20 protein-coding genes are annotated in these 25490 nt (G+C 37.3%); 9 read left to right on the top strand and 11 right to left on the bottom strand.

The features are described 5' to 3' along the window. Positions 1 to 4 precede the first annotated feature (4 nt). The 7 genes from KQI41_RS01830 to KQI41_RS01800 form a co-directional block, all read right to left on the bottom strand. A complete protein-coding gene (locus tag KQI41_RS01830) occupies positions 5 to 976 on the bottom strand; it encodes a toll/interleukin-1 receptor domain-containing protein (protein ID WP_216584703.1) in 972 nt (323 codons plus the stop codon). Positions 977 to 1160: 184 nt separating this feature from the next. Then, on the bottom strand, positions 1161 to 3917 hold the full coding sequence (locus KQI41_RS01825; RefSeq protein ID WP_342366205.1) for a DEAD/DEAH box helicase: 2757 nt from the start codon (positions 3915 to 3917) through the stop codon (positions 1161 to 1163). Positions 3918 to 4032: 115 nt separating this feature from the next. Continuing rightward, positions 4033 to 5058 (bottom strand): PDDEXK nuclease domain-containing protein, encoded by a 1026-nt coding sequence (locus tag KQI41_RS01820; protein WP_425335884.1) that lies wholly within the window; start codon positions 5056 to 5058, stop codon positions 4033 to 4035. A gap of 1288 nt (positions 5059 to 6346) precedes the next feature. After that, positions 6347 to 6790 carry a hypothetical protein gene (locus KQI41_RS01815; protein WP_154442245.1) on the bottom strand — a complete coding sequence of 148 codons (444 nt, stop codon included), beginning with the start codon at positions 6788 to 6790 and terminating at the stop codon, positions 6347 to 6349. 81 nt (positions 6791 to 6871) lie between these two features. After that, positions 6872 to 7093 carry a hypothetical protein gene (locus tag KQI41_RS01810; RefSeq protein ID WP_154442247.1) on the bottom strand — a complete coding sequence of 74 codons (222 nt, stop codon included), beginning with the start codon at positions 7091 to 7093 and terminating at the stop codon, positions 6872 to 6874. Positions 7094 to 7121: 28 nt separating this feature from the next. Next, positions 7122 to 7337 carry a hypothetical protein gene (locus KQI41_RS01805; protein ID WP_216584701.1) on the bottom strand — a complete coding sequence of 72 codons (216 nt, stop codon included), beginning with the start codon at positions 7335 to 7337 and terminating at the stop codon, positions 7122 to 7124. Between the two features lie 383 nt (positions 7338 to 7720). Further along, positions 7721 to 8092: a hypothetical protein gene (locus tag KQI41_RS01800; protein WP_154442251.1), complete on the bottom strand. Its 372-nt coding sequence runs from the start codon at positions 8090 to 8092 to the stop codon at positions 7721 to 7723. A gap of 664 nt (positions 8093 to 8756) precedes the next feature. Between KQI41_RS01800 and KQI41_RS19035 the strand changes: the two genes are divergently transcribed. From KQI41_RS19035 to KQI41_RS01770, 6 genes are all read left to right on the top strand, one after another. Further along, positions 8757 to 10169, top strand: a complete 1413-nt coding sequence (locus tag KQI41_RS19035; protein WP_077369872.1) for a helix-turn-helix domain-containing protein — start codon at positions 8757 to 8759, stop codon at positions 10167 to 10169. A 142-nt stretch (positions 10170 to 10311) separates the two neighbouring features. Beyond that, complete coding sequence (locus KQI41_RS01790) at positions 10312 to 10818, top strand: hypothetical protein (RefSeq protein ID WP_154442255.1); 507 nt, start codon at positions 10312 to 10314, stop codon at positions 10816 to 10818. Positions 10819 to 10840: 22 nt separating this feature from the next. Further along, positions 10841 to 13084 carry a hypothetical protein gene (locus tag KQI41_RS01785; protein ID WP_154442257.1) on the top strand — a complete coding sequence of 748 codons (2244 nt, stop codon included), beginning with the start codon at positions 10841 to 10843 and terminating at the stop codon, positions 13082 to 13084. Next, the gene (locus tag KQI41_RS01780) at positions 13084 to 13872 is read left to right on the top strand and encodes a prolipoprotein diacylglyceryl transferase (RefSeq protein ID WP_154442259.1); all 789 of its coding nucleotides are present in this window, start codon (positions 13084 to 13086) and stop codon (positions 13870 to 13872) included. Before KQI41_RS01785 ends, KQI41_RS01780 begins: the two co-directional genes overlap by 1 nt. A gap of 108 nt (positions 13873 to 13980) precedes the next feature. After that, complete coding sequence (locus KQI41_RS01775; protein WP_154442261.1) at positions 13981 to 14742, top strand: hypothetical protein; 762 nt, start codon at positions 13981 to 13983, stop codon at positions 14740 to 14742. Between the two features lie 12 nt (positions 14743 to 14754). After that, positions 14755 to 16653 (top strand): zinc ribbon domain-containing protein, encoded by a 1899-nt coding sequence (locus tag KQI41_RS01770; RefSeq protein ID WP_154442263.1) that lies wholly within the window; start codon positions 14755 to 14757, stop codon positions 16651 to 16653. Here KQI41_RS01770 and KQI41_RS01765 read toward each other — a convergent pair. After that, positions 16617 to 17749 (bottom strand): IS3 family transposase gene (locus tag KQI41_RS01765; protein ID WP_216584700.1). Its coding sequence is split into 2 segments (ribosomal slippage): positions 16617 to 17512 and positions 17512 to 17749, totalling 1134 coding nucleotides; the frame shifts between segments, so codons are not numbered across the junction. The two genes, KQI41_RS01770 and KQI41_RS01765, sit on opposite strands and share 37 nt — an antisense overlap. Positions 17750 to 17830: 81 nt before the next feature. Here KQI41_RS01765 and KQI41_RS01760 point away from each other — a divergent pair. From KQI41_RS01760 to KQI41_RS01750, 3 genes are all read left to right on the top strand, one after another. Beyond that, on the top strand, positions 17831 to 18340 hold the full coding sequence (locus tag KQI41_RS01760) for a hypothetical protein (protein ID WP_154440140.1): 510 nt from the start codon (positions 17831 to 17833) through the stop codon (positions 18338 to 18340). Between the two features lie 137 nt (positions 18341 to 18477). After that, positions 18478 to 19806 carry a zinc ribbon domain-containing protein gene (locus KQI41_RS01755; RefSeq protein WP_154440139.1) on the top strand — a complete coding sequence of 443 codons (1329 nt, stop codon included), beginning with the start codon at positions 18478 to 18480 and terminating at the stop codon, positions 19804 to 19806. 19 nt (positions 19807 to 19825) lie between these two features. Further along, positions 19826 to 20188 (top strand): zinc ribbon domain-containing protein, encoded by a 363-nt coding sequence (locus KQI41_RS01750; protein WP_077369865.1) that lies wholly within the window; start codon positions 19826 to 19828, stop codon positions 20186 to 20188. 213 nt (positions 20189 to 20401) lie between these two features. Here the strand turns inward: KQI41_RS01750 and KQI41_RS01745 are convergent, their stop codons facing one another. The 3 genes from KQI41_RS01745 to pglZ form a co-directional block, all read right to left on the bottom strand. Beyond that, positions 20402 to 20653 carry a hypothetical protein gene (locus KQI41_RS01745; RefSeq protein ID WP_154440138.1) on the bottom strand — a complete coding sequence of 84 codons (252 nt, stop codon included), beginning with the start codon at positions 20651 to 20653 and terminating at the stop codon, positions 20402 to 20404. A gap of 201 nt (positions 20654 to 20854) precedes the next feature. Beyond that, positions 20855 to 22903, bottom strand: coding sequence for a protease Lon-related BREX system protein BrxL (brxL, locus tag KQI41_RS01740; RefSeq protein WP_229768556.1), 2049 nt, complete (start codon positions 22901 to 22903; stop codon positions 20855 to 20857). 21 nt (positions 22904 to 22924) lie between these two features. Further along, positions 22925 to 25477 (bottom strand): BREX-1 system phosphatase PglZ type A, encoded by a 2553-nt coding sequence (pglZ, locus tag KQI41_RS01735; protein ID WP_154440137.1) that lies wholly within the window; start codon positions 25475 to 25477, stop codon positions 22925 to 22927. Positions 25478 to 25490 lie beyond the last annotated feature (13 nt).

Raw genomic sequence — 25490 nt, 5'->3', positions numbered from 1 at the left:
TCAATTATTTGAAAAATTGTAAGATATACTTCCATATTTCAATTGAAATTTCCTTTGAATTCTTAGGTTCTCCATTTCCGAACATATTCATAGTCATTTTTAATATTAATTCCTTTTTTTTATTTACTTCGCAAACTATCATTTCATTCCAAGAGTTATCACTGTTAATCCCAAATCTACCATATGATAATAATATATTTTCTTGTTTTGAAAACTTATTATCCAACCATATCTTTACTGTTTGTTTTTCCATACCATTAATATAAAATTTTATGATATGTTTTTTATTTGTTACTAAGTCAATATCATAATCAAAATTATGATTTTTTTGTTTAGTTTGTTCTACTAGCTCAGTTAAATAATGAATAATTTCAGAATAACTATCTTTTATAAATTTGTTTTTATCTTTATCCGTTATCTCCCTAAAATCAGGTATTAATACATCTTCCTTTCTTGCCTCTTTATATAATGTCTCCCTTCCGATCATCCTAGATTTAAGAGTAGGAATTGTTCCTAAGGGCTCCATTGCTATTCTATCTATTTTTAATATTTTATATTTTAGTTCTTCAAACTTTTCACCAAAATCACTATCATTAGAGAAATCAATATATGATATCCCTTTTAAATAAAATGGAACAGCTTTACTCCTATCACCCTTATATCGCATAATAGGTATTATCTTCTCAACATTCTCCATTATATTATTAATTAACAATGATGTTTCATATCCTACCCCACCATTGAACTCATTTGACTTATCTGCATATTTATCAGTTAAGATAACCAAAGTATAGTCACTTCTCATAATATTTTCTATCATCATTCTATTTAAATTCACAGTACCTTTTTGGGTAATAAATTCATCTAATGTAGCATCAATTCCATTCCTTCTTAATTCATTTGTTAATGCTATAACCCAATCTTTGTGACTTGGATTATCCCAGCTATAGCTAATAAAAACCGTCGGATTTTTCATAGGTTATACCTCCATGATATTTGTTTAAAATATGGTTGTAAATATTTCTAATTTTATTGATTATCTTAAAATAATCCTTAAAATAATTGAAATCAAATTAAAATATATATTGTATATTAGTCCCTATACATCTTTAACAAACGAATTCTTCTGTTTATTTAAAATAACTTTAGCCAATTTTATTTTAACTGCCCCATATTTCAAAAGATTTTACTTTCCCTGAATTACTAATATAGTAACTTGTTGCTGCTAATACCTCCTGAATCTTATCTGGCATATTGATGTTTTTACAAATTGAAGGCTGAACTACTATTATCTTTCCCCGTAACACTTTATCCTGCTGTTTCATATCCCGTAGGAACTTATCATACTCACCTTTCTTAAATTCACAATGCCCAGATTTCCTTCGACTTTTAATTTTTTGAAGTAATATTGACTTAGATTTAAGCCATATTGTTGATTTTATAGCCTGTCCTACAACTTCATAAACATCCCCTACACTAGAGTTATAATTTTTTGCACTCATTGCCTTAACATGATATAAGGTAATCTCATATTCCAATTCCTTATTGTGAATTGTTATAAAATCAGCCATTTCCCCAGTACCATGATCATATATAATATAGTCTATTTCTTGATTCTCCATTAACAGTTCATAAAGGGTATCCTGAATTGATTTACCTTTTTTACAGGTTCTTTTTGTTCTAAATTCCAAACTAACATTTGTTCCATATTTTTCTTTCCAAGGAATAGATTTAATATTCTGATTGCTAAATACAATAGCTTCTGGATCCCCTACACTAATCTCAATACCTTGAATCATTGCATCATCAGTTGTACGAAATGTTAGGGGATAACTTGAAAAATAAGTAGCAAGTCCAATATTTTGTCTCCCTTCAAAAACCAATATTTCATCTTCAAATGATTGATAATTCCCATTCAAATCACAAGTTATGGTTTGTTCATATTCTCTGATGGAAGCTTGTATTGTTATTAATTCACTTTCTATTTTTATTATACTTATATCCAGATCAGTCACGATACCGATCTCATTTTCGTTATTTTTATAATATACTAATGAAGGGTTGTTATATGACTCTCCTGAGAGATCTGCAAAATAAATATTCTTTGGATACTTATCAAGTCGCTTGGGAATAGGTAAATAATCAAAGTTAGTATTAGTTTTAACCACCATTTCAGAATTAAAGATCTTCGCTCCATTATAATCGCACCATGATATAAAATCCTTTAGATTTGTATATGCACTACTCCAGATCTTTGAACCACTACTATAACCAATTGTGATTTGTTGTTCTTCTGATATTGCCTTACAAAACACATGCCCTGCAGAGTATAGTCTACCTGTACTTGGATCAATGGCTTGACTAACATCCGATCCAGCAGATATTCTATAAGATTCTCCCGATTCATTAAACCTATTTTGCATACCAGAATTAAATATTTCAAACTCTCTTAAATTGCCTAATACCCTATGCATTTCATGCTTCGGTATTTTCTCATAAGACTTAGAAAAGGATTCTACTATTTGCTCATAAATGAATTCACTTTTTACTTGCGAGTATATATATAAGATTTTAGTCTGTTCCTGGTAATGTACTATATATAAGAGGTTTTCTTCATCTTTCACATTATCACCAGTATACCATTTCGGATTTTCATACCCCTTACCTATAGCAACCACCGTATTGTCATCGTGGTTTAAAAATGGCCCGTATGAGATATTACAGAACTCAGGAAATTTCCCATGAATATCAAACCCAACTACCTTATATAGCTTTGCATGACAATTGAGTCTAATAGTATGTAATGATAAATTCGAGTCAGAGTCAATTTGGTCTTTATTATCAATTGAATATTCGTCTATATATACCTTATCCATTTCTTCTTTATTTATCTTGTTTTCGCTTAAGTCAATTATAATTTCTTGCCAAATCATATCACTTTTATATAACTCTTTATTCTCAATTACTAATTCTTCATCATTCATTGCTATAAATTTCGCTACATCGATGTTTTCGGCATTTGTACGCGCGAATCTTCCTATAAATTGTAGGGTATTTGCTAAAGATTTATGTGGATCATGTATAGCTGCAATTTTTAGATTTGGAAAATCAAACCCCTCTCCAAGCATATTAACACATATTATCCCATCTAGTTCTTTACTGCGTAGCTCATCTATAATTTGATACACTTTCTTTGAGTCCATAGAACTATCAATTCTTTTTAAATTTAGTTTCGTTTCAGATTTATATAAGTCTTCCAACTCTTTGGCTCTATTTTTGCTATTAGCTCTTACCATTAAAAAATGTTCATATCCTTTTTCTCTATCTAATAATAATATTGATTCAGCTTTCCTTGCAATTAAATAGTCCTTATTTTGTGCACTAGGTATTGGGATGTATTGAATTTCTCCGAAAATACCATCCTTATATGCTTGAGATAGGGGGTAGTTATAAACAGTAACTCCTTTAATCATTTTCTTGTCCATACGAAAGGGAGTTGCAGTAAATAAAACATGTTTTGCTTTATTAATATTTCCTAATATCTCAGTCCAAGTTTTCGCAGGAACATGATGTGCTTCGTCTATCAAAACCAAATCAAATTTCCTTTTAATTGCCTCCACCCTAGATAAACTTAAACCACCTCTATCTGTAGCTACTATAACATCTGCATTTTCTATCAAATTATCTTGCTCTTCTTTATAAAGTCCTTTCATCTCATATACCTTAGGTTTTTTAATATTGTCAGAGAGAACATTAACTTTTGTTAATGTCTTTAAATTTGAATACTCTTCATAAATCTGACTACGCACTAACCTACTTGGAGTTATTATTAAGGCTTTGTTAGTTTCTAAAACATATGGGGTCATCATTAATACAGCTGTTTTACCAGATCCTGTAGCATGATATAAAAGTGCTATATTTCTCCTTATGGGCTTTATTCCTTCCTAATTAGCTATGGCTTGTTATTAGTGCTTCTTCAATTTAATATATTTCACTTTTTTCTTGTCTTTTCATTCTTCCAATATTTATAATTTATTGTTCTTCATGCCATTCCTCTACAATAGCCTCTACTTCTTTTATTAATCTTTGCTTATCTGGAATATAAAGTGTATATTTAGAAGCAAATATTTGATTTGATAGACCCCCCAATGCATATTCTGCCGCTACATTATCCTTATCTGTGCATAGGATTATTCCAATAGGAGGATTATCTATTTCATCATTGATTTCTGACTGATAGTAATTTAAATACATGTTAAGTTGTCCCACTGCTTCAGGCATTAATTTACTTGTTTTTAATTCTATTAAAATATATGAACGCAATATTTTGTTGTAAAACACCATATCCACATAGTAGTGAGTATTATTTAAAGTAACTCTCTGCTGGGTTCCAACAAACATAAATCCTCTGCCAAGCTCTAATAGAAATTTTTCTATATGCTCTACTAGGGCTTTTTCTAAGTCACTTTCCATCATTGGTTTGTTTTGTGGTATTCCTAAGAATTCAAAAACATATGGGTCTTTCAAGACATCTTCAGCATTTAAGAGCTCAATCCCTTTCTTAGATAAGTTGAGAACAGTTTCTTTATTTGCTTTTCCCTCTGATAATAGGATTCTCTCAAAGAGGGATGTATTTATTTGTCTTTTTAATTCTCTAACTGACCACTTAGAATTTATAGCTTCTTTTTCATAAAAAGATCTTTTGCTTAAATCAGAAACACTTAAAAGTTCACAATAATGAGACCAACTCAATTTAACAGACAGTGTCTGTTGAATTGGATAGTCTTGATAAAATCTTCTCATGAACTGCAAATTAGACACTGAAAAACCTCTGCCAAATTCTGTTGTCAACTCTTTAGAAAGCTCATTTATTAATCCTCTACCATATGCTGCACGTTCCTGAGAATCCTGCTCATGTTCTACTATTATTTTTCCTATCTGCCAATAAGCTTTAAGTAGTTCAACATTAACTACGCTTGCAACATTGTTTCTTGCCTCAAGCATAACTTGTTTTATTTCTGAAAAAATATTATTATTTTGATTTGATATTTCACTCACAGCTTTACCTCCAGAACTTTTATTTCAAAGATACAATATAATACCAACTTCATTAATTATAAAAAATTTTACAGGCTTTTATCTAAGCTTGTGTCGCTAAATGCAAAGAATGTAAATCTAAATTCGGTCTGAATATTTTCTATATAAAATATTTGTTATGATAAAATGTAAACTACTAATTATTATAAAAATAATTGAAATCATAATTCTAATGCCTAAACTAAATTCCATAAAGTTAAGGGAAATAATAAAAGCCATGAAAATTAAAAAGGCTTGTATTAATAATATCCATTTGTTACTTATCGCTACTATACTACTCAATATCCTGCCGAATAAATGTATTATTGAATATGAAAAAATAAAAAATGGAGGGAATTCATTATTTATATAATTGGGATATAATTTTATCATTATAAAAATAGAAGTAAGAAAAGATAAAATAATCCAAAAAGGATATATTACAATCTGAATTTTCTTCATAATTTCCTCCTCGATTATGACATGTTTTATTACATTTACGTAGCTATTATCATTTTAAATATAATTATACTAAATAATTGTAGACTATTAAAGAACCAAACTCTTTACCTCTCATACATTGCTTACAGCAATTAGATCCTAATTACTCTAAGCAATGCATGAATTATATTTGGTTAAAGTTCCTGAAACCCTTGATTTCAAAGCATTTATTGCACCCATCACTATTATGACACATTCCTCTGCTGCATGATACAATAAACCAATAGTTTCATTGTTATGTCTCATTTCTTCTAAATTAGCTAGAGCTTCTTCTTGATAATCCCTAAGCTCAATAATTTTCCCTTTTTGCTTGGGTAAAAAATCCTCTGTAATTTAAAGTTCTCAAGTTCACTAAAGATTCTAGATATTCTTCCAATTTCTCTTCTAACTTTTGATTAAGATAGACTAAATATTCTTTCCTATCCATTATTCCATATTCTAGCTTTTCACATCTGCCTGGATTATATCAATTATCTTATCTCTAACTAATTTATTGTAAGTTATTATTTTTCCCTCCCTATATTATTTTTTATATCTATGGTCCGTTAAAATTGTGAATATATTTTTTTTCATGAGGATCTTTATTTTCTAATAGTCTAAAGTCTCCATATTTTACTAATCCTTTTAGTTCATAGTGATAATTAGTTCTTCATATTAAGTGGAACCTATCCATTAGATTTATTTTATAGTTTCTTTCTTTTACTTTATAATTGCTTAATTTCTTCAAGGATTCCATCACTAGATATCTCTTAAAATCTGTGCAAACATTTTAATCTTTATCAATATCAAACACACCAAAACTAAAAAAATCATGTATCGGTAATATAATTTGTTTGATAATTTCAACATCACGGTCTGTTAAATCATATATATAGATTTCAGTTCCGTAATGAGCGCTACAAAAATTATCTTGAATATTGATTGTAAAAAAATCAATCCATTTATCATAATCATTTGGTTTGGGTTCAGCAAGAATTTCCTGTATCATTTTTTCTGTCAAATTTCCATTAATTGATATTTCATTTTTGCTTTTTTCAGCCTCATTAAGTTTTCCAAATCTCAAAGCTTTTTCTATTTCCTCTTTTTCATCTTTCCAGCATCGAATTTCAAAATCACTACCTGGTTTTAAAAATACAGACATAATTTGTTTCCACCATTTTGTGTTTATATCATTAATTCCATAATCAATTACATTAAGACTTATTCTTTTCATAATCTTTCACCTCACTTACTATATTAAATGGGTGCTAGTAGTTGTCTTTTATAGAACACAAATACTACCACTATAGTATTATTATTGAATAATTAAATCATCATTTAAAAATGGAAGAATAGGTATTAAATCCATAGGTACAACTAAGTCAATTATAATTACTGTAGACATTGCCCAAAGTGCTGCTTTAACTATCTCATTTCCGTGGGAATACACTGCTATCCCAGAAGTATCTGAAACACCCTTTAATAATTTATCAGTTAAATACCTGTTATTTTTATTAAGCTCTGAATTCCACCTCATCACCCACAAATGATCACTATGTTATTTTCTATTCTATCTCTTCATCCAAAATCCAAGGTAACTTGATTCCAGATATTTCTATTAATAAATAAGGTGCTTCCATTTTGGGATTAGGACAAGGATTGTTTAAGTCACTCCCTTTTAAAATTCTTACTTCAAGTTCTTCTAAGTTTAATATTAAGCTATCCTCATCTATCGTACCTTTAACTGGATAATATGATATATATTCTATTTCCTTGTTCATTTCATCATATTCCAATGGCATAGTTTCTAAGGGGAAATCTATACATAAACCAAAATTCTCCAATAATTTGGACGTTTTAAGATATTTAATTTTAAAAGTTTTATAATAATTTCTGCAATAAGCACAATCACATTTGCTTTTATATCTAAACCTATATTCTTTAGTAGTACTATAATCCAAATTTATATCTAATCAGTACATATCTTTCTAACCCCCTAATTTGTGTTTATATAATAATGGAACTTGGAACTCAAACAAACTTAATCATTGAATACACCCTAGTTTCGCATAATTAACATTGTGACAAACTGGATTTTGTAGATTATAAATTATTTAGCGACGCATAAAATAAATGATGTGTCGTTATTTCTGAGAGTAATTATCTATTTCTTAACTATTAGACAAATTGGTGTATCTGCACTACCATCTAGGAATTCAAAATCATTAATGTTTACTTCTGATATATGAACAGATTTTATACTTGCTAGTCCATATGATTCTAACCACATGTTCCAGATTTCTATTTCATTTAATACTTCCAATTGTTCCTTTAAGTAGTTAATAAACTGTCCTGCACTTAACTTTGCAGAAATCCAGTGTAATCCGGAAAAATATTTTTTATCTGAATAATCCTTTGCGTATGAGGTTGAATAATACATATTATTACTAATTTCAATTTTATTTAAATCTCCTTCATAAGAACTCTTAACTTCTTTCAATGGTTTATCACTTGCTAGAAACATGAATACGCTCAATGTTTATCACTCCATTATTAAATATCCTTATTGCACATAAATATACTTATGTTCATTAACTATAATCCTGATACAAGTATACTAAATATTTGTAAATTTTTAAAAAACTGATTCTCTGTTTCTCATGCACTACTCACAACAATCATATCCCAATTACTCAAAGCAATGCATGAAATATATTTATCTAAAGTTCCTGAAACCCTTGATTTGATAACACAAACTGCACCCATCACTATTATGACACGTTCCCCTGTTTCCATATCTATAGTAAAATCAAGTTTTTTATACTAAGAATTGCTCAAGTATATTTTATAATTGTATATTTCTAATATTTTCTAATATACCTTCTTTTTCCTAAAACAGCTTACTGCTAACTCCAGAGTCTATCTGGATAATTCTCTGCTGTGCAGCATAGTCTTCAACAATAAATGTTCCATCTTTATTAACTTATTTTTCAATTATACCATAAATAAATACTAGGCAATATTATTTAAAACAACAAATGTTAACTATCATTTTGACATTATTGTGCTATAATTATTTAATAACAATCAATTAGGATATTTGTTCAAATTTACTAAAATGAGGTGGTTTCTATGCCTGCATCCAAGGTGGGAAAGTTCTGGCGCTTCAAAACCGCTGATATAGAGCGGGAGGTTATAAAATGAACAGATTTAAAACTTTAAATGCCCGAAGGCTTTCTGTTGCCGGATTTTCATTTCTCTTTGCCTATATTCTGTCATTTCAGTTTGAAGGGCAGGTACTTTACAGCCTGCTGAATCTTCGTGGAACAGATGCCAACCCTTACATAATGACTGCAATTGTCGCGCATTTTATGGGGCTTTTTACTTGCGGCCTGTTTGTTAAATCACAGACGGTCGCAAAAAACATGATGCTCGGAGCTATGGGCTTATGCTTAGCTGCTACTATTCCCTTCTTTTTTCCTCCCTCCTCTCTATGGTTGGTGGGACTGATTGTCAGCGGATACTTTAGCGGCTGCGCGGTGGCAGCATGGGGATTTTTCCTTAGAGCCTATACTCCTAAGAACGAGTACATTAAATCCTGTGCTGACGTTCTGATTTATTCCAATTTGCTGATGATTGCAGTTAATGTGGTGGCCATGAACAGGTCAACCTTTATCGGGCTTGGCTTCTCTATGCTTTGCCTTGTGATTGGCATGGTCTTCATTTGGATGCTGCCGTTGGAGCAGGAGAATGAGCAGAACAAAGCATTTAAAAATAAGACCCATGGCGGCATTAAAACCCCGCTAATATTGCTGTGCCTTTTTGTCTTCATTATAACAATTAATTCAGGACTAATGTATGAGGTCATCAACCCCGCTTTTGAACACCTGACGAGGCTGGTGAGCTGGTATTGGGCCGTGCCTTATATTGTGGCACTTGCTATTATGCGCAACCTACCTATGAAAGCAAAGCGATCTAGAATTTTGTATATGGGAATGGCAATGATTATAGGAGCATTCATCAGCTTTATGCTGTTAGGGCGAAACACTTCCGACTATCTGATTGTGGATACGCTGATGCTCGGTGCTTGTGGTATTTTTGATCTGTTTTGGTGGAGCATCCTTGGAGAAATGCTGGATTATAGCGACAACCCAGCACAAACCTTTGGCATTGGGCTTTCCGCCAATGTATTTGGCGTGCTTTGCGGAGGCGTCTTGGGAATGACCCTAACATCCATTGGGCTTCCCAGTGCGGAGGTTGCGGTGATTGCCCTTACTGTGGTTTGCCTTACACTGGTTATGCTACCACCACTGAACCGCCAACTTGTTTTACTACTGAAAAACCATACCTATCTTACTGCCTATGACAATATGAATCAGTCACGGCAAAGGGACATTGTTTGTCAAATTAAAACTCTTGACCCACTGACTCCCCGGGAGCAGGAGGTATTACAGCTAATCCTTTCAGGCAAATCTAACCGAGAAATTGCTGGGGCTTTGTTTATCAGTGAGAGTACTGTAAAAACACATGTAAGGAACATTTTTTCAAAATATGATGTCGGTAGTCGGGCAGAACTCATCAGCACCCTGCTGAAGAATCAAAGGGTTGAATAATTCATAAAATCATATAAATACAGGGTTTAACCGTCCCCTCATACTAAAGTATGAGGGGCTTTTTTCTGCAAAATCATCCTTTCGAAGGATGATTTTAAAAGAATTTTTCCTTAAAATCTATATTAGAGGAGGGTTGGTGCAAATGAAATTAATCCGAAAACGACGGAATGGATATGCCTTATTATTGGCAGCAAGTATTTGTTTGACGGTTTGGTTGGGCAAGGCATTTATGTTAGAAGCGGTTTTCGCCTTTGGAGCCACCAGCCTTATCTCTCTCCTGTTATTGGTGAGGCAGAACCGTCTACTCTATGCTGCAAGACTTATTTGCGATAATCCCATCCTTGCGGTGCCATCTGCTCTCATCTCCATGCCAGGCCGCCAAATGAAAAAAGACACTGAGGAAACTGTAGTATCTACTTTTGGTATTCTCATCGGCAGTAAAATTTACCGGTGGGGCCTCGACGGGGTGCATGGTGTGCGGCTGAGCGCAGTTCAAATTGATAAGGAGCGGATGTACCTAACCTTTGGCGACGCGTCCAAGACCATGCGGGTAGAGTTGCTGCACGGAATGCCAGGGAAGCAGGCTATACTGGATGCAGCACAAAAGCTACTTTGTGAAACCGGCGTAACAGCAAAAATTATAAATTAGAAATGAAAAGGAGGAATGCGAAATGAAAAAGACAGTATCTATTTTACTTGTGACAGTGCTGCTTTTAGGCAATCTTACCGGATGCGACGGTGGAAGAGGCAAAAACGACGGGGCAACACTTTCACCAGAGACCACCAGCGTCACCTTGTCAAACGGTGTCAGCATAGATCTAGGTGTCTATGTGCTGGACGGTGAAGAAGAACTTACCGTAACCAAGCAAGCTGTGGAAGAAAATAAAGATGAAGGGTATAAAATAGAAGCCTATGACTTTAAGCTGAGCGATATGACCGAGCTTTCGGACTTCATTACCCTTCGTATCCCTTACGATACCGCATACTGCGAGGATGGGCAGGATCCGGCAAAATGCGTGGGCGCAATGTACAAAAACGAAACCACTGGCAAATGGGAGGATGTGCTGTTCGAGGTGGATGCAACTGCGAATGAGCTTATCATCTACACCGACCATCTCTCCACCTTCGGCGTGTTCCATGTCAAAAATGAGGGTCAACGCAGTGCCAAAATCACCAACATTTATGCAGACATTTCCGGCATTGACCAGCAGGAAGCTACGGAAACACTACGAAAATACGTGGCAGGTGGCGGCGCAGACGGAGAAGAAGCGGCAGGACTCGCAGCGCGGCTTATCACCGGCCATAACGGATTTATGAGCGGCATGGCGGGAGCAACCGGTGATGTGGGCTTTGCCACCGACTTCACTGGTACGATTCTGAACATGGCATCCCTCGGCAGCCCGACCTTTGACACCTCCCTGGCTGATTCAGCCTACAAAAAGATGAATAAGCTGGGCAAAGTAGCAGCAGCGGTGAAGATCGGTGCGGTAATGCTGAATACGGAAAAAACAGACGCCGATACTCTTGGATTATATAAAGACACGGCGATGCTGGCACTCTCCTATGCAGAATCCGCAGTGTGGGGACTTGCCGCTAGCGGTCTATTCATTTTTGACTACACCATCAGCAATATGTTTGAACAAAGTATGGCTATGAAGATGGATAAGATAGACCAAGTCTATGTCTATTTCAACGACCAATTCTCCGGCACACTGGATGTAGGGAACGGCTGGAAGGCCCGCAGCCTGAAAGATTGGCGACAGGTGCTAATCGATATCGTCGAGGCCAACCCCAACGAAACCGATGCCAAGGCCGCCATTGAAAAGGAGATAGACCACTATGCCCGCTATTTCTGGACGCTGGGTGATATGGAAAAGGCCGTCGTCGTTACGGATATTAAGGATAAGAGCAACAAAGGCTCGGTTACCGTTCCCAACCCGACACAAGCGGAAATAGAAACCTTAGTGGGCGCTTACAAGGCGCAGCTTTATGAACGCCTCTACCCGGTAACGCAGTCCGTCAAGGTGTATATGCAGCGCAAGGCCGAGGCTGTGTATCTAGCTGCTCTGAACGAGGTCAAAGCCTTCTTTAACCAAACAATCACCTTCAACATTGTGGAAAATATTCCCGATGGCGAGAAGTCACAGTATGACGGCTACGCCCTGCGCTTCGCCCCGCTTTCCGAAAACGCGGTGAAGGAGAGTTGGAGTGGTACGATGAAGGGCATGGGAGGGGCTTCTACCAATTTTACTCTGCTGGGCTATGTGCAGGCAGGTTGTCCTAAGGAACTTCGACTGTTCAAACCCGGCGACGACCCCGAAAGTGATGAGCCAGAGCTGGCTGTGGGTTTTAAGCTCTCCACGCCGGTGACGGAGGTAAAGATTGGCGGCGCACCCACCTTTGATGAACTGGTGGGCAGCTATGAGGATGGAACTATGACCATCACCAGCGTGTTCATTTCCGACACGCTCCGGGCGGAGCTGGAGAAGCCCGCCTCATCGGAGGACAGTGGAAAAAGTAGTGGAGGCGACGGCTTTTTAGACTCAATCACTGACGAACTCAATGAGCAATATGCGGGCTGCGATATAGCAGACGTTTTGCTGGGGTTAGAGGAACAGATCGGCGTAGCCAAGGAATCTCCTTTTACCCTTAGTAAAACCGGAGAAAACGTCGGTATTTTGCCTTTGAACGACAGCCCCGGTAATGTGACCTATGACCCGACTTCCGGTATACTTAAATTTAACATGAACGACGCTGAACTAAAATCCAGCATGAGCGGAGAACTGCGCGCCGGATACAATGGGGATAAGAGTGGCGTTGTCCTCTCCGGAGAGTTGAAGATGACCGCCCTATTCCCGGAGAGCGACTTCTACGTTATGCTTAAGCTGGACGGTTCAAAGTCTCTTAAACCATAATGTGCCCGCTACTGGAAATAGGGGGCTGGCAGATACCAGCTTATAATTTCTGTGCCCTGCTGGCCGCTATAATTGGCTGCGCCTTGGCTCTGCCCGCTTTACGCCGTGCGGGGTTGGGGCGGGCGCAGGCCATAGCTTTGCTGCTGATCATGATCCCCGCCTTTCTCATCGGATCGCGGCTGTGGAATGTGGTGGTAAATCCGGGAAATTATTTGGGTGGGCTGAAATGGCACAGCCTGCGCTGGGCAGGACTGTCCTTCTACGGCGGCGCACTGGGCGCCGGAACGGCACTGATCATCGCGGCGTGGCAATGGGACCTATCCCCGTGGGCCGGTCTGGACGCCATGACAGTCCCCGGCGGTGTTGCTTTCTGTCTGGCCCGGTTGGGCTGCTTCCTGAACGGTTGCTGTGCAGGACGAGCTACTTCTGGTCCGCTGGGTGTGGTGTTCCCATCCAAGGCCGGCTATCAGCAGGTGCTGAGCGAATGGATGCCATTCCTCTCCGCATCCCGCGCCGTTCATCCCACCCAGCTCTATGAGCTGGCCGGGGCTGCCCTGGGCCTTCCACTGGTATTCTGGCTGGTCAAGCGTCTGCACCTGCAGCAGGGGGCGAGCTTTCTTCTTTATACCGCGTGGTTTTCAGCCGTAAGACTGGCCGTGCTGCCCCTACGCGCCTTGACTTATCCCGATATTATCAAAACCGTCGTTTACCCACTGCTGTATGTCATTGTAATTCTGCTAGGCATAGCCATAGTGTTGCGACGAGCGAGGACGAAGAAACAACCATAACAAAGCTACTTCAGTAGGTAAATATAGCATAGGTACAATCAATCTGTAAGGAACAGTAATTTGAAAATAGCAAACAATAATCAGATCAAACAAACTGGAGGTATAACCATGAGAGGTAACATTCCATCTTTGGGCAGAGGCAATAAAATCTTGCCCGCAATACTTATCGTGGCAAATATATTCATGCTTATGATAGGCATCATCACTATACCACCCAATCTGCGGTCAGGAGCAACGACAAAGAAACCTCCTGTGACGAAGGCTGAGCAAACAGTACCCGCCACACCGCCTCAGGAGGAAGAATTTCCACCCGTCGCTACGGAAAGCGGCAGTGTTGTCAAACCGGAGGAAACAGATTCCAGCTTATCCATTGAGGAAAAAGACACCAATTTATCCATGGAAGAAACATACGCCAGCTTGTCCACAGAGAAACGCCCCGATTTAGCGGACTTTCTCTGGTACACAGAAGAGGTGGCTTATGACGGTCTTCCATCGGATGCGAATATTATCGACAATATCGGATCGCTGACCGGGAGTTGGAAAGCACTGATTATTTATGACCCCAATAACGAATACGACGCAGGTGCTATGGAGTTTTTAAATGTCTCCCTTACAGGTACTGCGGAGAGTCTGACTCTAACTCTCGACTGGTATCAAATTTTTTTGGCAAACGAGGGAGAAAGCGTCGATGAAACGGATATGGAAGACAGCGTATTCATGGGCAAGTGGGAAAATGGCGACCTATGGGCGTCTGGTCCGGGAACCATACATCTGGCGCAGTTCTACGAGCTTAATGGAAAGCAATACGCTGTTGGTACGATGGATACGCCAGACGGGACACCGGCACTGATGGCGCTGGTACGACCATAAGGAGGTGTAATTATGGAAAAATTTTGTACTAATTGTGGAAAAGAGCTTCATACCGGCGCTCGCTTCTGCGCCAAATGCGGCGCGCCGGTTCTTGATGGGTCCGTGAGTCCTGTTCCCGAAGAACAGCCGAAACCTATGGCACATACGCAGACTACAAGCGAGGTACAGCCTAAAGAATATACTCCACCCCTTGAGATACCAAAAATAAAAAGTAACAAAGCACCAAAAAGAAACAACGGGCGCAATACGCTATGTATCATGCTTTCCGTGCTACTTGTCATACAAATTGTGGCGGTGGCTCTCTACGGCTGGCCGGGTTTTTTGGTCAAGGACAGAACACAAAGGCTGGCCAACACACAAATTGAAAACGGCGTGGCGGAGCTTCCCGGAATGAGCGTGAATTTCGGCGGCGTATACGGCGGGGTGACACTTGAAAATGCCAAAACCGCCCCTATCGACTTAGATGAAGGGGCTGTCTCCGTCGGTTATGAGCTAGCGTTTGCGGACATACCCGAAGGCGAAGTGACGCTGTCCGCGCCAATGCCGGATGATCTGACCCTTGCGGAAAATGAGCGTTTGTATCTCGATATCGGTTTTTCCATGCAGGACGAGACGAGCGAGAAGGTCATGGTTTACGACCATATCGAGGCCTCAGAACAAGCGGGACGAATGATAGCGCGAATAACGCCGTCAGGCTATAGTGAGCTGTCGAGCAACGTCTATTTGAAGGGCGAGGGCTTCGTTTCCCCAACCTACAGCGATAAAATGCGTTTTAACGTCCAGTTCAAGGCCAAACTCGTAAGCGCCTCGCAAAGCCAACGCTTCAATCTCATCTTTGACCGTTCACGGTTTATGGCGACCACGGTGGAGCCTAGCAACGTGGAGGCGCTGCTCTCGAATATGGAGCAGGTCTACGCGAAGTACCAAGAGTTCGGCTTCGATATGTCAAGGCGCACCCAATGGCCCATGAATATTCATGTGACAACGCTTAAAAACGCCGATGCCACTACGCCCACCTACGCGCAATATGTTTCAAGCTGGTGGGGCATTGACAGCGGTTACATGAATTTCAGCCGCCTGCTGTTTACAAATTTCAACCTTGATGAGGCTACAAGCATCTTTGCCCATGAGCTGATGCACTTTGTGCAGGAGTGCTATGTTACGACCCAGTATAAACGCCTCGCTTGGCTGGACGAAGGGACGGCGGTATTTCTTGAAAAATATTTCGGCGGTCAGGGCGACCACAGCGCCCGCCAATACGAGCTTTACGACGGTATATACCCTGCCTCTGACTCCGCGAGCGCCGGATACGCCCGTGGCGCACTGGTTGCTTATTGGGCGAGTCTGGGTGGCTGGTATGACGGCGCGGACGCCCTTTCCGGCAAGGATAAGATGTCGGGACTAATTGACCTCTATTCCACCGGCGGATATTTGCAGGTGAGCAAATGGCAAAATTGGATAGACGACTGTGTGGGTGCGCCCTCGAAATATGCAATAGATTTCTTCACGAAGCTCCTGCAGGGGAATAAGAGCGTCTGGGCGGAATATGCCTATCAACCGTATACCCTCCACCAGATCATCGTAGAAAATGCAGGAAAATCCGCAAAAGACTTTTCTTCAAAGCTTGACCCCAACTATGCCGTATCACTTTTTACATCGGTGCTTTCACTGAAAGCCGATAAGCTCATCAGTGAGGATGGGCAGAAATTTGAGCTTAACGTTCCCGCCTACGGTGCGAGAGTCGTTGCACTTGATATGACGGAAAAGGAACGGGAAAAGCTGGATAAGGATGCTGCAGTCAGCATTAGCACCAAAAATGGCGAGGAGCTGGTGGACCTATGTCAATATAGTAGACACATTTTCTCGAACAATTTTTATGCAATATTTTTAGATTTATCTTCCCACTCTTGAGGAGTGATATAGCCCAAAGAGCTATGTATTCTCTCACTGTTATACCATGACTCTATATATTCAAATATTGCAAGTCTAGCGGCATCAAAGTCAAAGTATTTAACTAAGTTAACTTCTTCTTTTTTCAATACTGAATGAAAGGATTCTATGCAAGCATTGTCATAGGGATTCCCTTTACCACTAAAGGAATGAGTTATTTTATGCTTTTTAACATATTCTCCAAATTCATAACTTGTATATTGACTTCCTAAGTCACTATGTAGAATTAGACCTTCAGCGGGTTTCTGAAGTATATAGGCATTATCTAAAGCCTTTATAGCCAATGTAGTATCTATATTTTTAGACATAGAGTATCCAACTATCTTCCTGCTGTTAAGATCCATAACAGAAGCAAGATAGCACCAGCCATCTTTAATTGTATGAATATAAGTAATATCAGTTACCCATTTCTGATTAATGCCAGTTGTAGTGAAGTCCCTGTTAATTATATTCTCTCTACTCTCGACTTTACTTCTTGATGAAAATGGTCTGAATTTCTTGCATACTATTGATTTTATGCCTAGCTTATTCATAAGCCTTTGAGTTCTTTTAAGGCTTATAGGTATATTATTAGACTTTAATTTTTCATATATTTTAGGAGCTCCATATCGACATTTACTAGCTTTATATATATTTAGAATTTCTTTTTCTAGAAATCTATTTTCAATGTTTCTTTTGCTCTCTTTTTTATTAATATGCTTATAATATGAGCTTCTAGATACATTTAAAACTTTACACATTAGCTTTATATCATGAGTATCTTTATTATCAGTAATAAACTTATATATTGAGCTTACTTCTTTGCAAATATGGCCATGGCTTTTTTTAGTATTTCATTTTCCTCTTCTATTCTAGCCATCTTCTTAAGCATGGCTTGATAATCAGCTTGAGTAATTATTTTATTATCATCTACTGCTATTGGTTTTGCCTTATTTACCCATGTTAGTATTGTAGATCTTGGTAGGCCATATTCACTATTAAGCTCAGCAAGTGTTTTACCGGAATTATAAAGTTCTACAATGGTATTTTTATATTCATCTGTATATCTTTTTGACATTCTAGACACTTCCTTCCTTTTCTATATTTTATAGTATTCGGAAAATCGTGTCTACAATATTATACTAACACCATGGTGCTTTTGAAGTCGCTTTCAAAAGAGACGACGACTCAGCAAGATACAACTGTTTCCGTCCCGGCATTTTCAAATTCATTGGAAAAGAAATATCGCTATCTGGTGTTAGTGGTAAACACTACGGATCGTGCAAAGACAATGGAACTTGTGATTGCAGCGGAAAAAGAACCAGAATTTGATGTTAAATGGTTTGAAGGTTACTGGTCTACGGACCCAGAATATAACTCGTATCCGGATGTAGGCATCAAGATATTGGACGGGAAAAATTGTGCATTTTTTATCGGTCTCGCGAATAGAAAAATGGAACTTGACGAGGAAGATTACTACACAAGCAGCTATATATTTGATTCGGCAGCACGAACATTAATCATTGAAAACTTTTACGGACGGCCGGGTGGTGTTATGCTAATGGCACGCGACAAGTCTGAAGGCGATTATGGAGCGGATTATATAAAAGCAAGAAACGGTGAAGGATACCAATATATAGCATTTGAAGATGTAATTCGCATGAAATAAGTAAAGGTAAGGTAATTATTCGCTGCTGCCTCAGTAGCCGGTACTGCCGCCGCTTTTCCTGCTTACTGTTCTGTATCTGTTTGGCGTGGGCTGGCGCAAAAAGCGGGATTACGAACAACAATGAAAGGAGTGTCCATATGGCAAAGAATAAAAAGAGCAAAAACATCCCCCTGCCTATTCTCATCTTGATTTGCGCCGCGCTGGTGTTTGCCATGTACAGTAGCCTCAGTACGCTGGTGCTGGCAATTTGGGGCGATACCGTCATGGGTACGGTAGACAGCTACGAATCTAGACTGGATGACACGAATGCGGAGCCAAATCGCTCACGAACCGTTTCCAAGGGATATTGGTTTATAGCAAATGGCAAGGAATACCGGGGTTATGTGATCTATAGCAGCGACGAGGCATGGCCGAGCTTAGATGAGGGCGAAACACGCTCCGAGCGCATACGATACCTTGACCTTTTCCCCTACGTCAACAAGCCCGCCATGCTGAGCGAATTTGATGAGATGGGTGAATTCGCGATTATTTATCATATCCTGGCCCCTATCGGTCATCTACTTTTGCTGCTACTTGTCATACGAACAGCCAGAGCTGGGAAAAAGAAAAAAAAAGAGGCGAGGAAACCAGATACGCCTCAAATAATCCAAATAAGGAGTGATATAAATATGTTTTGTCATAACTGCGGAAACAAGCTGCCAGAGGGCGCTGCTTTCTGTGGGGGCTGCGGTGCGAAAATCCAGGCCAGTGCCCCTAAGGTCTGCACTGCCTGTGGCATGGAACTGCCAGACGGTGTTGAATTTTGCATCGGCTGTGGTAAAGCTGTGAGCCGGACAGGGCCGGAAGCGGAGATACCGACCCAAGGGACACCTTCCCCACCCATACAGGGAGGCACGGGGCTGGTGGGTTTCTCCGACAGGTGTCATTCGCCGGAGATACTGGCCGCCGCGGAGAAAAACAAAAAATTCTCCATAGGCTGTATGTGGATATTGGTTTTCGTACCCCTCATGGGCTTTCCCGTCGCAGGTCTGCTGATGGACGACTTCCCCTTTGGAGAAGCTCTTGTTATCGGCGTTGGCATTGCTCTTATCATGCTGGTCGTTAATTTACTGGCGCTGCAAAGGACCAAGAAGCCTATGTGGGAAGGCGTGGTGGTCAATAAGTACAGCAAGGAGAAAAGTGAGCATAGGGGCGGCGAGGACGACAACTGGCGAACCTATACGGAATACACCACGGTCATAAACACCGACGCAGGCAAGAAAAAGACCATCGTGGAAAAGGACAGCGGACGGCATATGTACGATTATCTATCAGTTGGTGACAGGGTGCGTTTTCATCCAAAGTTCGGTACGTATGAAAAATATGATAAGTCGAAAGACCGTATCATCTACTGCAACTTATGCTCCATGATGAATCCCATACAGAATGATCGCTGCAAGCGGTGTAATAATCTGCTGTTCAAATAAAAAAGGAGGGAGATTTTTAATGAAAAAATTCAATACATTGCTAGAGGCGGTGGAATTCGCCGTAACACGCTGTAATAGCTGGAGTTTTGCCACTTCCAATGATAACTACGACGTAAAAGGCTTGCTGGTGCTTGCCGAGACAAGCGACAGTGAAAATCCTATGGACGAGGACAGCTTTTATGTGGTATCCCCCGCCGGAGCCATCGGTTTATGCGAGGATGGCGAGGATATATACTGGCTGTTTCTGACAGGCTCCAGTACAGATGAGGATTTACCCACCACACTTCAGACTGCTTCGCAAATTAAATTTTGCTCTAAATGTGGAAAGGAAATAATTCTAGGCGCTGGCTTTTGTGGAGCCTGCGGCGCAAAACTTAATTAGAAACATGGAAGAACCCTTATATACCAGAATAAGGAAATGAATAGATTCTTGTATATGGGTATGTCAACCCTTTTTATGACATATTTTTACTCAATAATAAAATATTCTTCTCAAACCCTTGCTACTTGATATTTATGTTAGGTAAAAAACAAACCTAACATAAATATCAAGTGTTAATTTTCTTTCTTTAATTAAATAGAAATACTAACTTCTCTAAGCAATGCATGAATTATTTTTAATAAAGGTTTCTGAAACCCTTGATACTAAAGCATTTATGCACCCTGTCACTATTATGACACGTTCCCCAGTAGGCATAACAACAACTGATGCTTTAAATTTATTCAAAGTAAAAAATGATGAAATTGAATGAATAGCACCTAACTGTGCATTTCTTAATCCTTTGTTTTTATTATCTGCTTTAGGATATTTTAATTTATTATAATTTCTAGAAAAATAGCTACTCAAATTAATCCCCCTCTCATAACTTCAAATTTTTAGACATATATAATACTTGGAATCTAAAATTAATCAAAAATATGAATTATAATCCTCCAAATCTAATTTATTTCCATTTCATAAACATTTATTAAAATCTCAATCAAAGTAATAGTATAGTTATATTCTTGATCTTATTTACATCATTGTACTTAAAGTATAGATTTACCATCACTCCACTCCTAAAGCCTTAAAGACAGCATCCTCTGGACTTTGATAGAAGGAAATCTGAAACTTAGCAAATAACTCTGGTGGTATAGTTCCTATATCTACTGCCGAAGCCATAGGGAGTAGGATTTTCTTTGCTCCTGCATCAAAACAGACCTGTAGAGTATCTGCTAATTCCTGTACCTTTGTAATGGTTCCACCTATACTCATGGTTCCTAAGATTACCATCTGAGATTGTATCGGTTTTTTCAATGCACCTGAGCACATTCCAATAAAAGCTGCTAGAGATAACTCTGAAGTAACCCCTATTCCCTGCAGGTCTTGTACATGCATTAAATAATCAAAATCATGGGTAGAAATAGTTCCACTTATATTTTTCTTATTAGCCCTAAAATAATTGTATGCTATATTGATACTTTCCTTAGTCTCACGGTTTGAGCCAAGACCCGTTCTTTCAAACTTTCCTGAACCGGGTACAACTTCTGTTTCTATTTTAAATGTTCCAATCATCCCTGTTTGTCCATGGCCTACTACATAAATATGTCCTGGTTTACCTGTTCCTTCAGGTATTAATTTTCCCCCACCTTGTTCAGGTACAGACACAAATTCTTCATTAAAGTTTTCTTTGTCAATATAAGAGAAATGAACGTCATAAAATTCCATTCCTCCAATTTTCTTTAATTGTTCCTTGACTCGTCTTCTACCAACTAGGGCATATTGTAATATTTCTTCTATATTTTCCTTTGTATACTCTCCATTTGGATAAATTAATTTCACCATTCCCGATACAGTTCTTCGGACTGCTATTACATCTCTTTGGTTAAGATTATTTCCAAGATTAAAGTACTTGTCCATAGCATCAGAAAAGTTTCTCTTTCTCATTTCCCTAAAAAATTCAGCTAAATAATCTGTAATAAATCCATATTCGTTGGTAAAAAATTCAGGCCTATACTTTGGTATTTCCCATCCTGGTAAATAAAAATGCACCCTATCAAAAAATGCGGAATCATAGGCCATGGCATCTGGAAATGGATCAAATAAATGAGAAGTCTTAAGTAATACATCTACACTCTGATTAATATTTCCCACAAATACCATAGATGCTGAAGCAGCCTTTTGTTCCCTTCCTCTAGCAAAGGAACCTGAGGCCATATAATCCTTCATTATTTGTATACCATCTTTATCCTTAAATGTAATACCTGCAACTTCATCAAAAGCTACACAATCCCAAAGTCCTACTAAACCAATTTGCCTACTGGCCATATTATAAAATAGATTGGCTACAGTTGTTTGCCCTCCAGATACTAATATAGAATTTGGAGATATCTCCTTATAAATATGACTTTTACCTGTCCCTCTTGGGCCTAATTCACATAAATTATAATTGTTTTCTACTAAAGGAATCATTCTTGTTAGTAGATGCCATTTAACCTTATATTCTAATTGTGTAGGTTCCATACCTACAGATCTAAGAAGCACATCAATCCATTCATCCTTTGTGAACTGATTTCTCCCAGTAAATATTTCCTCCAAATCTAAATTAGGCATTTGTATAGGTGTAAGGTTTCCTATGTTAAATGGACTTACATCTCTTATTTCTTCATCATAGAAATAATTCATCTTCAAGATACACCAAATTCCCCCACCTAAAAGTTTCTCATAATCTTTAACATAATGAGAGGAAATCAGTACTCCTTTTAATCCTAAATTAGAAAACTCTGCCTCATAAATGTCTTTCTTTTCATTTAATTTAACAGTAATATTATCTATTACAGTATATTGTCCCAACTCTTTAATTTTAGACTTTATCTTCTCCGCTTCATCTGGCCTAACAAAGTTATCAGATAGGATTTTCTTGACTCTTTCAACCCCATCATTAATACTATCCTCATCATCTGTAGCACAGTACATGCCTAATAAATATTCTAAAACATATATTGGGACATTGGCACCCTCTTTTATCTTCTTAGTTAAGTCTTTTCTAACTACTCTACCAGCAAAATAGGTATTTAATTTTTCATTTAGACTTATCTCATTATCCATTCTTTCCATAGTTTCACCTACTTATCTTTTTTAAAATCCAAAGTCATTAGTAATAGCTAAATCAATTATGAATGGTACTCTATCATAGATTTTTTCTACAGTTTCATTCTCATCTTCCATAATCAAATAATATTTTTTCGATTTATCATATGTCTGATCTTTTAAGGTGAACTTTTCTCTAAAGGTACGATCTTCAGGCTTAGATGATCTACTGTCTGCAATGATAATATTTTCATTTGATATTCTATTGCCTTCTTCATCTACGAAATAAAGTTTAAGAGTTATAGGTATCTTCTTATCTTCTACCTTTGAACTTTGGAAAAATTCTAAATAGGTTATTCTATTTGTAATCTTTCTAGAAATATTGGTAAGTTTGACTTCTACTTTAGAGGATTTAAACTCTTCTTTTCTAATGTTTTTATACTTTATAACAGGTATCATTATTTCCTGTAAGGCTACTCCACCATGAACATAGTTATCTCCTGCTCCCTGCATTTTAAATCTTGTGACACCTTTAGGTATAAGGGCATTTAAGTTTGTACCTTCTCCAAGTAAATATTTCATAGATAGGGATAATATACCTTGTTCTTCAGGCTTTTCTTCGGTCAATATATACCTTCTTCCTTGGTCTATTGTTTTCACACCTAGCCTAGTCATCTTATCGAATTCCTGAAGAGGTGACCTTCTATAAATAAAACCATGATCTGCTGTAATATAAATATTAGTAGCACTTACATTATTTACAAGGTTTTTAATTAAATTATTTAAATCATCAATAGTCTTTTCTACTGCTTCAAATACATCTCGTTCTGTACTAGCCTTATCACCTATGGCATCTATTACATCATGATAGATATAGATTAAATTTTTTCCTCCAAAGACCTCTTTATATTCTGGTCGTTTCATGTCCTTAACATCATTATATTGAATAGCCACTGATTTATTTATATGATTAGATAGTATTTTCCCTCTATTTATGGTACCAGAAGAATTTATACCATCTACTAGAATATCCCCTTTATCACTTATCTCTATCTTTTTATGTGGCAATAAGGATGCCATTCCTAATTTAGTATAAGATGGTATAACCCCTTGCATAAAGAATATTTCTGATTTTCCTTGTCTATCTCTATTTATGATATCACTAAATTCCTTTGCGGCTTCATATCTTAGAGCATCTGATATAATAACAAAGACCCTCTCATCCTTTCGCATATGAGGTGCTATATAGGTTTCATAGAATTCTTCTTGTTTTGTAAGCCCACTAATTCTGATATCATTTTTTAATTCATCTTCAACCAACCCTGACCATTTAATGGACACCTCCTCCAAATACCAATTAGTATAAGTATTTTCAACTACTTCCATAAGTTTATAAAACTTTTCTTTATCATCAATTCTGTCGAAAGATATATAGAATTTTCTATAGAAAGTATCAAATAAATAATATGACTTAGTATAGTTATCTACCATTTCATAAGCAGTGGCCCCTTTGATATTTTTCTCTAATTCTTTTTCTAATCTTAAAATCTCCATTGCGTAATAAATGGTATCATATTCATTACTCAATCGACTGAACCAATGGGTAGTTCTCCTTTTATTGATAATCTTTCTATACTTTTCATATTCTCCTACATTTTCAACTAGATTAGTAATAAGTCTAGTTATAATTTCATCATCAAAATCTTTAAATGTGTCACATTCTAAATATTCTTCAATATCCCATTTTGAAATATAGTCTCGAATATTCAACTTCTGTCCTATATGATTTGATATTTTGTTGTAAGATTTACTATCAATAGAGTGGCTCATAAAATGGTCAATAAATACTATGGAATCAGCTACTTTGGATGAAATAAATTTTTCCCAGGTATTAGGGACTTTTGTTTCAAGTTTATAACTTAAACTTGTTACTAAAAGCATTATCATCAACTGATCTAGGCTATTTTCTTCAAAATGATAACCATATTGTTTTTCTAATAAATTCCAAAGAGCTGTTATATCTCCAAACTTTACTATTTCCTCCATTATCTTATTTTCTTCTATTTTATCTATTAATAAAGTCTTTACCACTAATTCAAAATCAGCTATAACCAATTTACAAAGAGTGGACAAAACTGCAATATCTATCTTTTCTTCAGTATAATCTTCTATATTATAAGAGACAAATCTACTGTACCTTTCTTTATTGCCAAAGAATTTTATATACTTTTTAAATATATTTCTTAAAGATTCATCTTTAACACCTAAATCTCTCATAATAACAGTTGCCTTATCTGTAGAAAATTCTTCACTATACTTCTCTATGTCCAAAAGCCAATTTTCCTTAGGAATTGGTTTAGGATTAGGAGAATAAATTAAATAGTTTGATTCTATATCCTTTTTTTCTAGTAAATACTTTATATATAATTTGTTGTTGTCAGTAAGGTGAAGAATTTTTGCATTCTCTAATTCTAAACTCTTGATGTCTTCTACGAATTCCCCTTCTCCATCATACCAAAAAACAATGTTTCTTACCTTTCCATTTGAAGGTTCCTGATTTAAGTTTTCTTCTAGTATTTTTTTTATTTCTGATAGATTCATCTTTTCACCTTCT

Source organism: Tissierella pigra (genome assembly GCF_018917845.1).
Lineage (GTDB): Bacteria > Bacillota > Clostridia > Tissierellales > Tissierellaceae > Tissierella > Tissierella pigra.
This window is presented reverse-complemented; position numbering and strand designations above follow the sequence as displayed.

What these genes read in the sequence shown, in the direction of transcription:
- KQI41_RS01775 (WP_154442261.1), top strand. Translation starts at nt 13,981, where the DNA reads ATGAGAGGTAACATTCCATCTTTGGGCAGAGGCAATAAAATCTTGCCC.
- KQI41_RS01785 (WP_154442257.1), top strand. Translation starts at nt 10,841, where the DNA reads ATGAAAAAGACAGTATCTATTTTACTTGTGACAGTGCTGCTTTTAGGC.
- KQI41_RS01770 (WP_154442263.1), top strand. Translation starts at nt 14,755, where the DNA reads ATGGAAAAATTTTGTACTAATTGTGGAAAAGAGCTTCATACCGGCGCT.
- KQI41_RS01790 (WP_154442255.1), top strand. Translation starts at nt 10,312, where the DNA reads ATGAAATTAATCCGAAAACGACGGAATGGATATGCCTTATTATTGGCA.
- KQI41_RS01830 (WP_216584703.1), bottom strand. Translation starts at nt 976, where the DNA reads ATGAAAAATCCGACGGTTTTTATTAGCTATAGCTGGGATAATCCAAGT.
- pglZ (WP_154440137.1), bottom strand. Translation starts at nt 25,477, where the DNA reads ATGAATCTATCAGAAATAAAAAAAATACTAGAAGAAAACTTAAATCAG.
- brxL (WP_229768556.1), bottom strand. Translation starts at nt 22,903, where the DNA reads ATGGAAAGAATGGATAATGAGATAAGTCTAAATGAAAAATTAAATACC.
- KQI41_RS01755 (WP_154440139.1), top strand. Translation starts at nt 18,478, where the DNA reads ATGGCAAAGAATAAAAAGAGCAAAAACATCCCCCTGCCTATTCTCATC.
- KQI41_RS01805 (WP_216584701.1), bottom strand. Translation starts at nt 7,337, where the DNA reads ATGAACAAGGAAATAGAATATATATCATATTATCCAGTTAAAGGTACG.
- KQI41_RS01750 (WP_077369865.1), top strand. Translation starts at nt 19,826, where the DNA reads ATGAAAAAATTCAATACATTGCTAGAGGCGGTGGAATTCGCCGTAACA.
- KQI41_RS01815 (WP_154442245.1), bottom strand. Translation starts at nt 6,790, where the DNA reads ATGAAAAGAATAAGTCTTAATGTAATTGATTATGGAATTAATGATATA.
- KQI41_RS01810 (WP_154442247.1), bottom strand. Translation starts at nt 7,093, where the DNA reads ATGAGGTGGAATTCAGAGCTTAATAAAAATAACAGGTATTTAACTGAT.
- KQI41_RS01780 (WP_154442259.1), top strand. Translation starts at nt 13,084, where the DNA reads ATGTGCCCGCTACTGGAAATAGGGGGCTGGCAGATACCAGCTTATAAT.
- KQI41_RS19035 (WP_077369872.1), top strand. Translation starts at nt 8,757, where the DNA reads ATGAACAGATTTAAAACTTTAAATGCCCGAAGGCTTTCTGTTGCCGGA.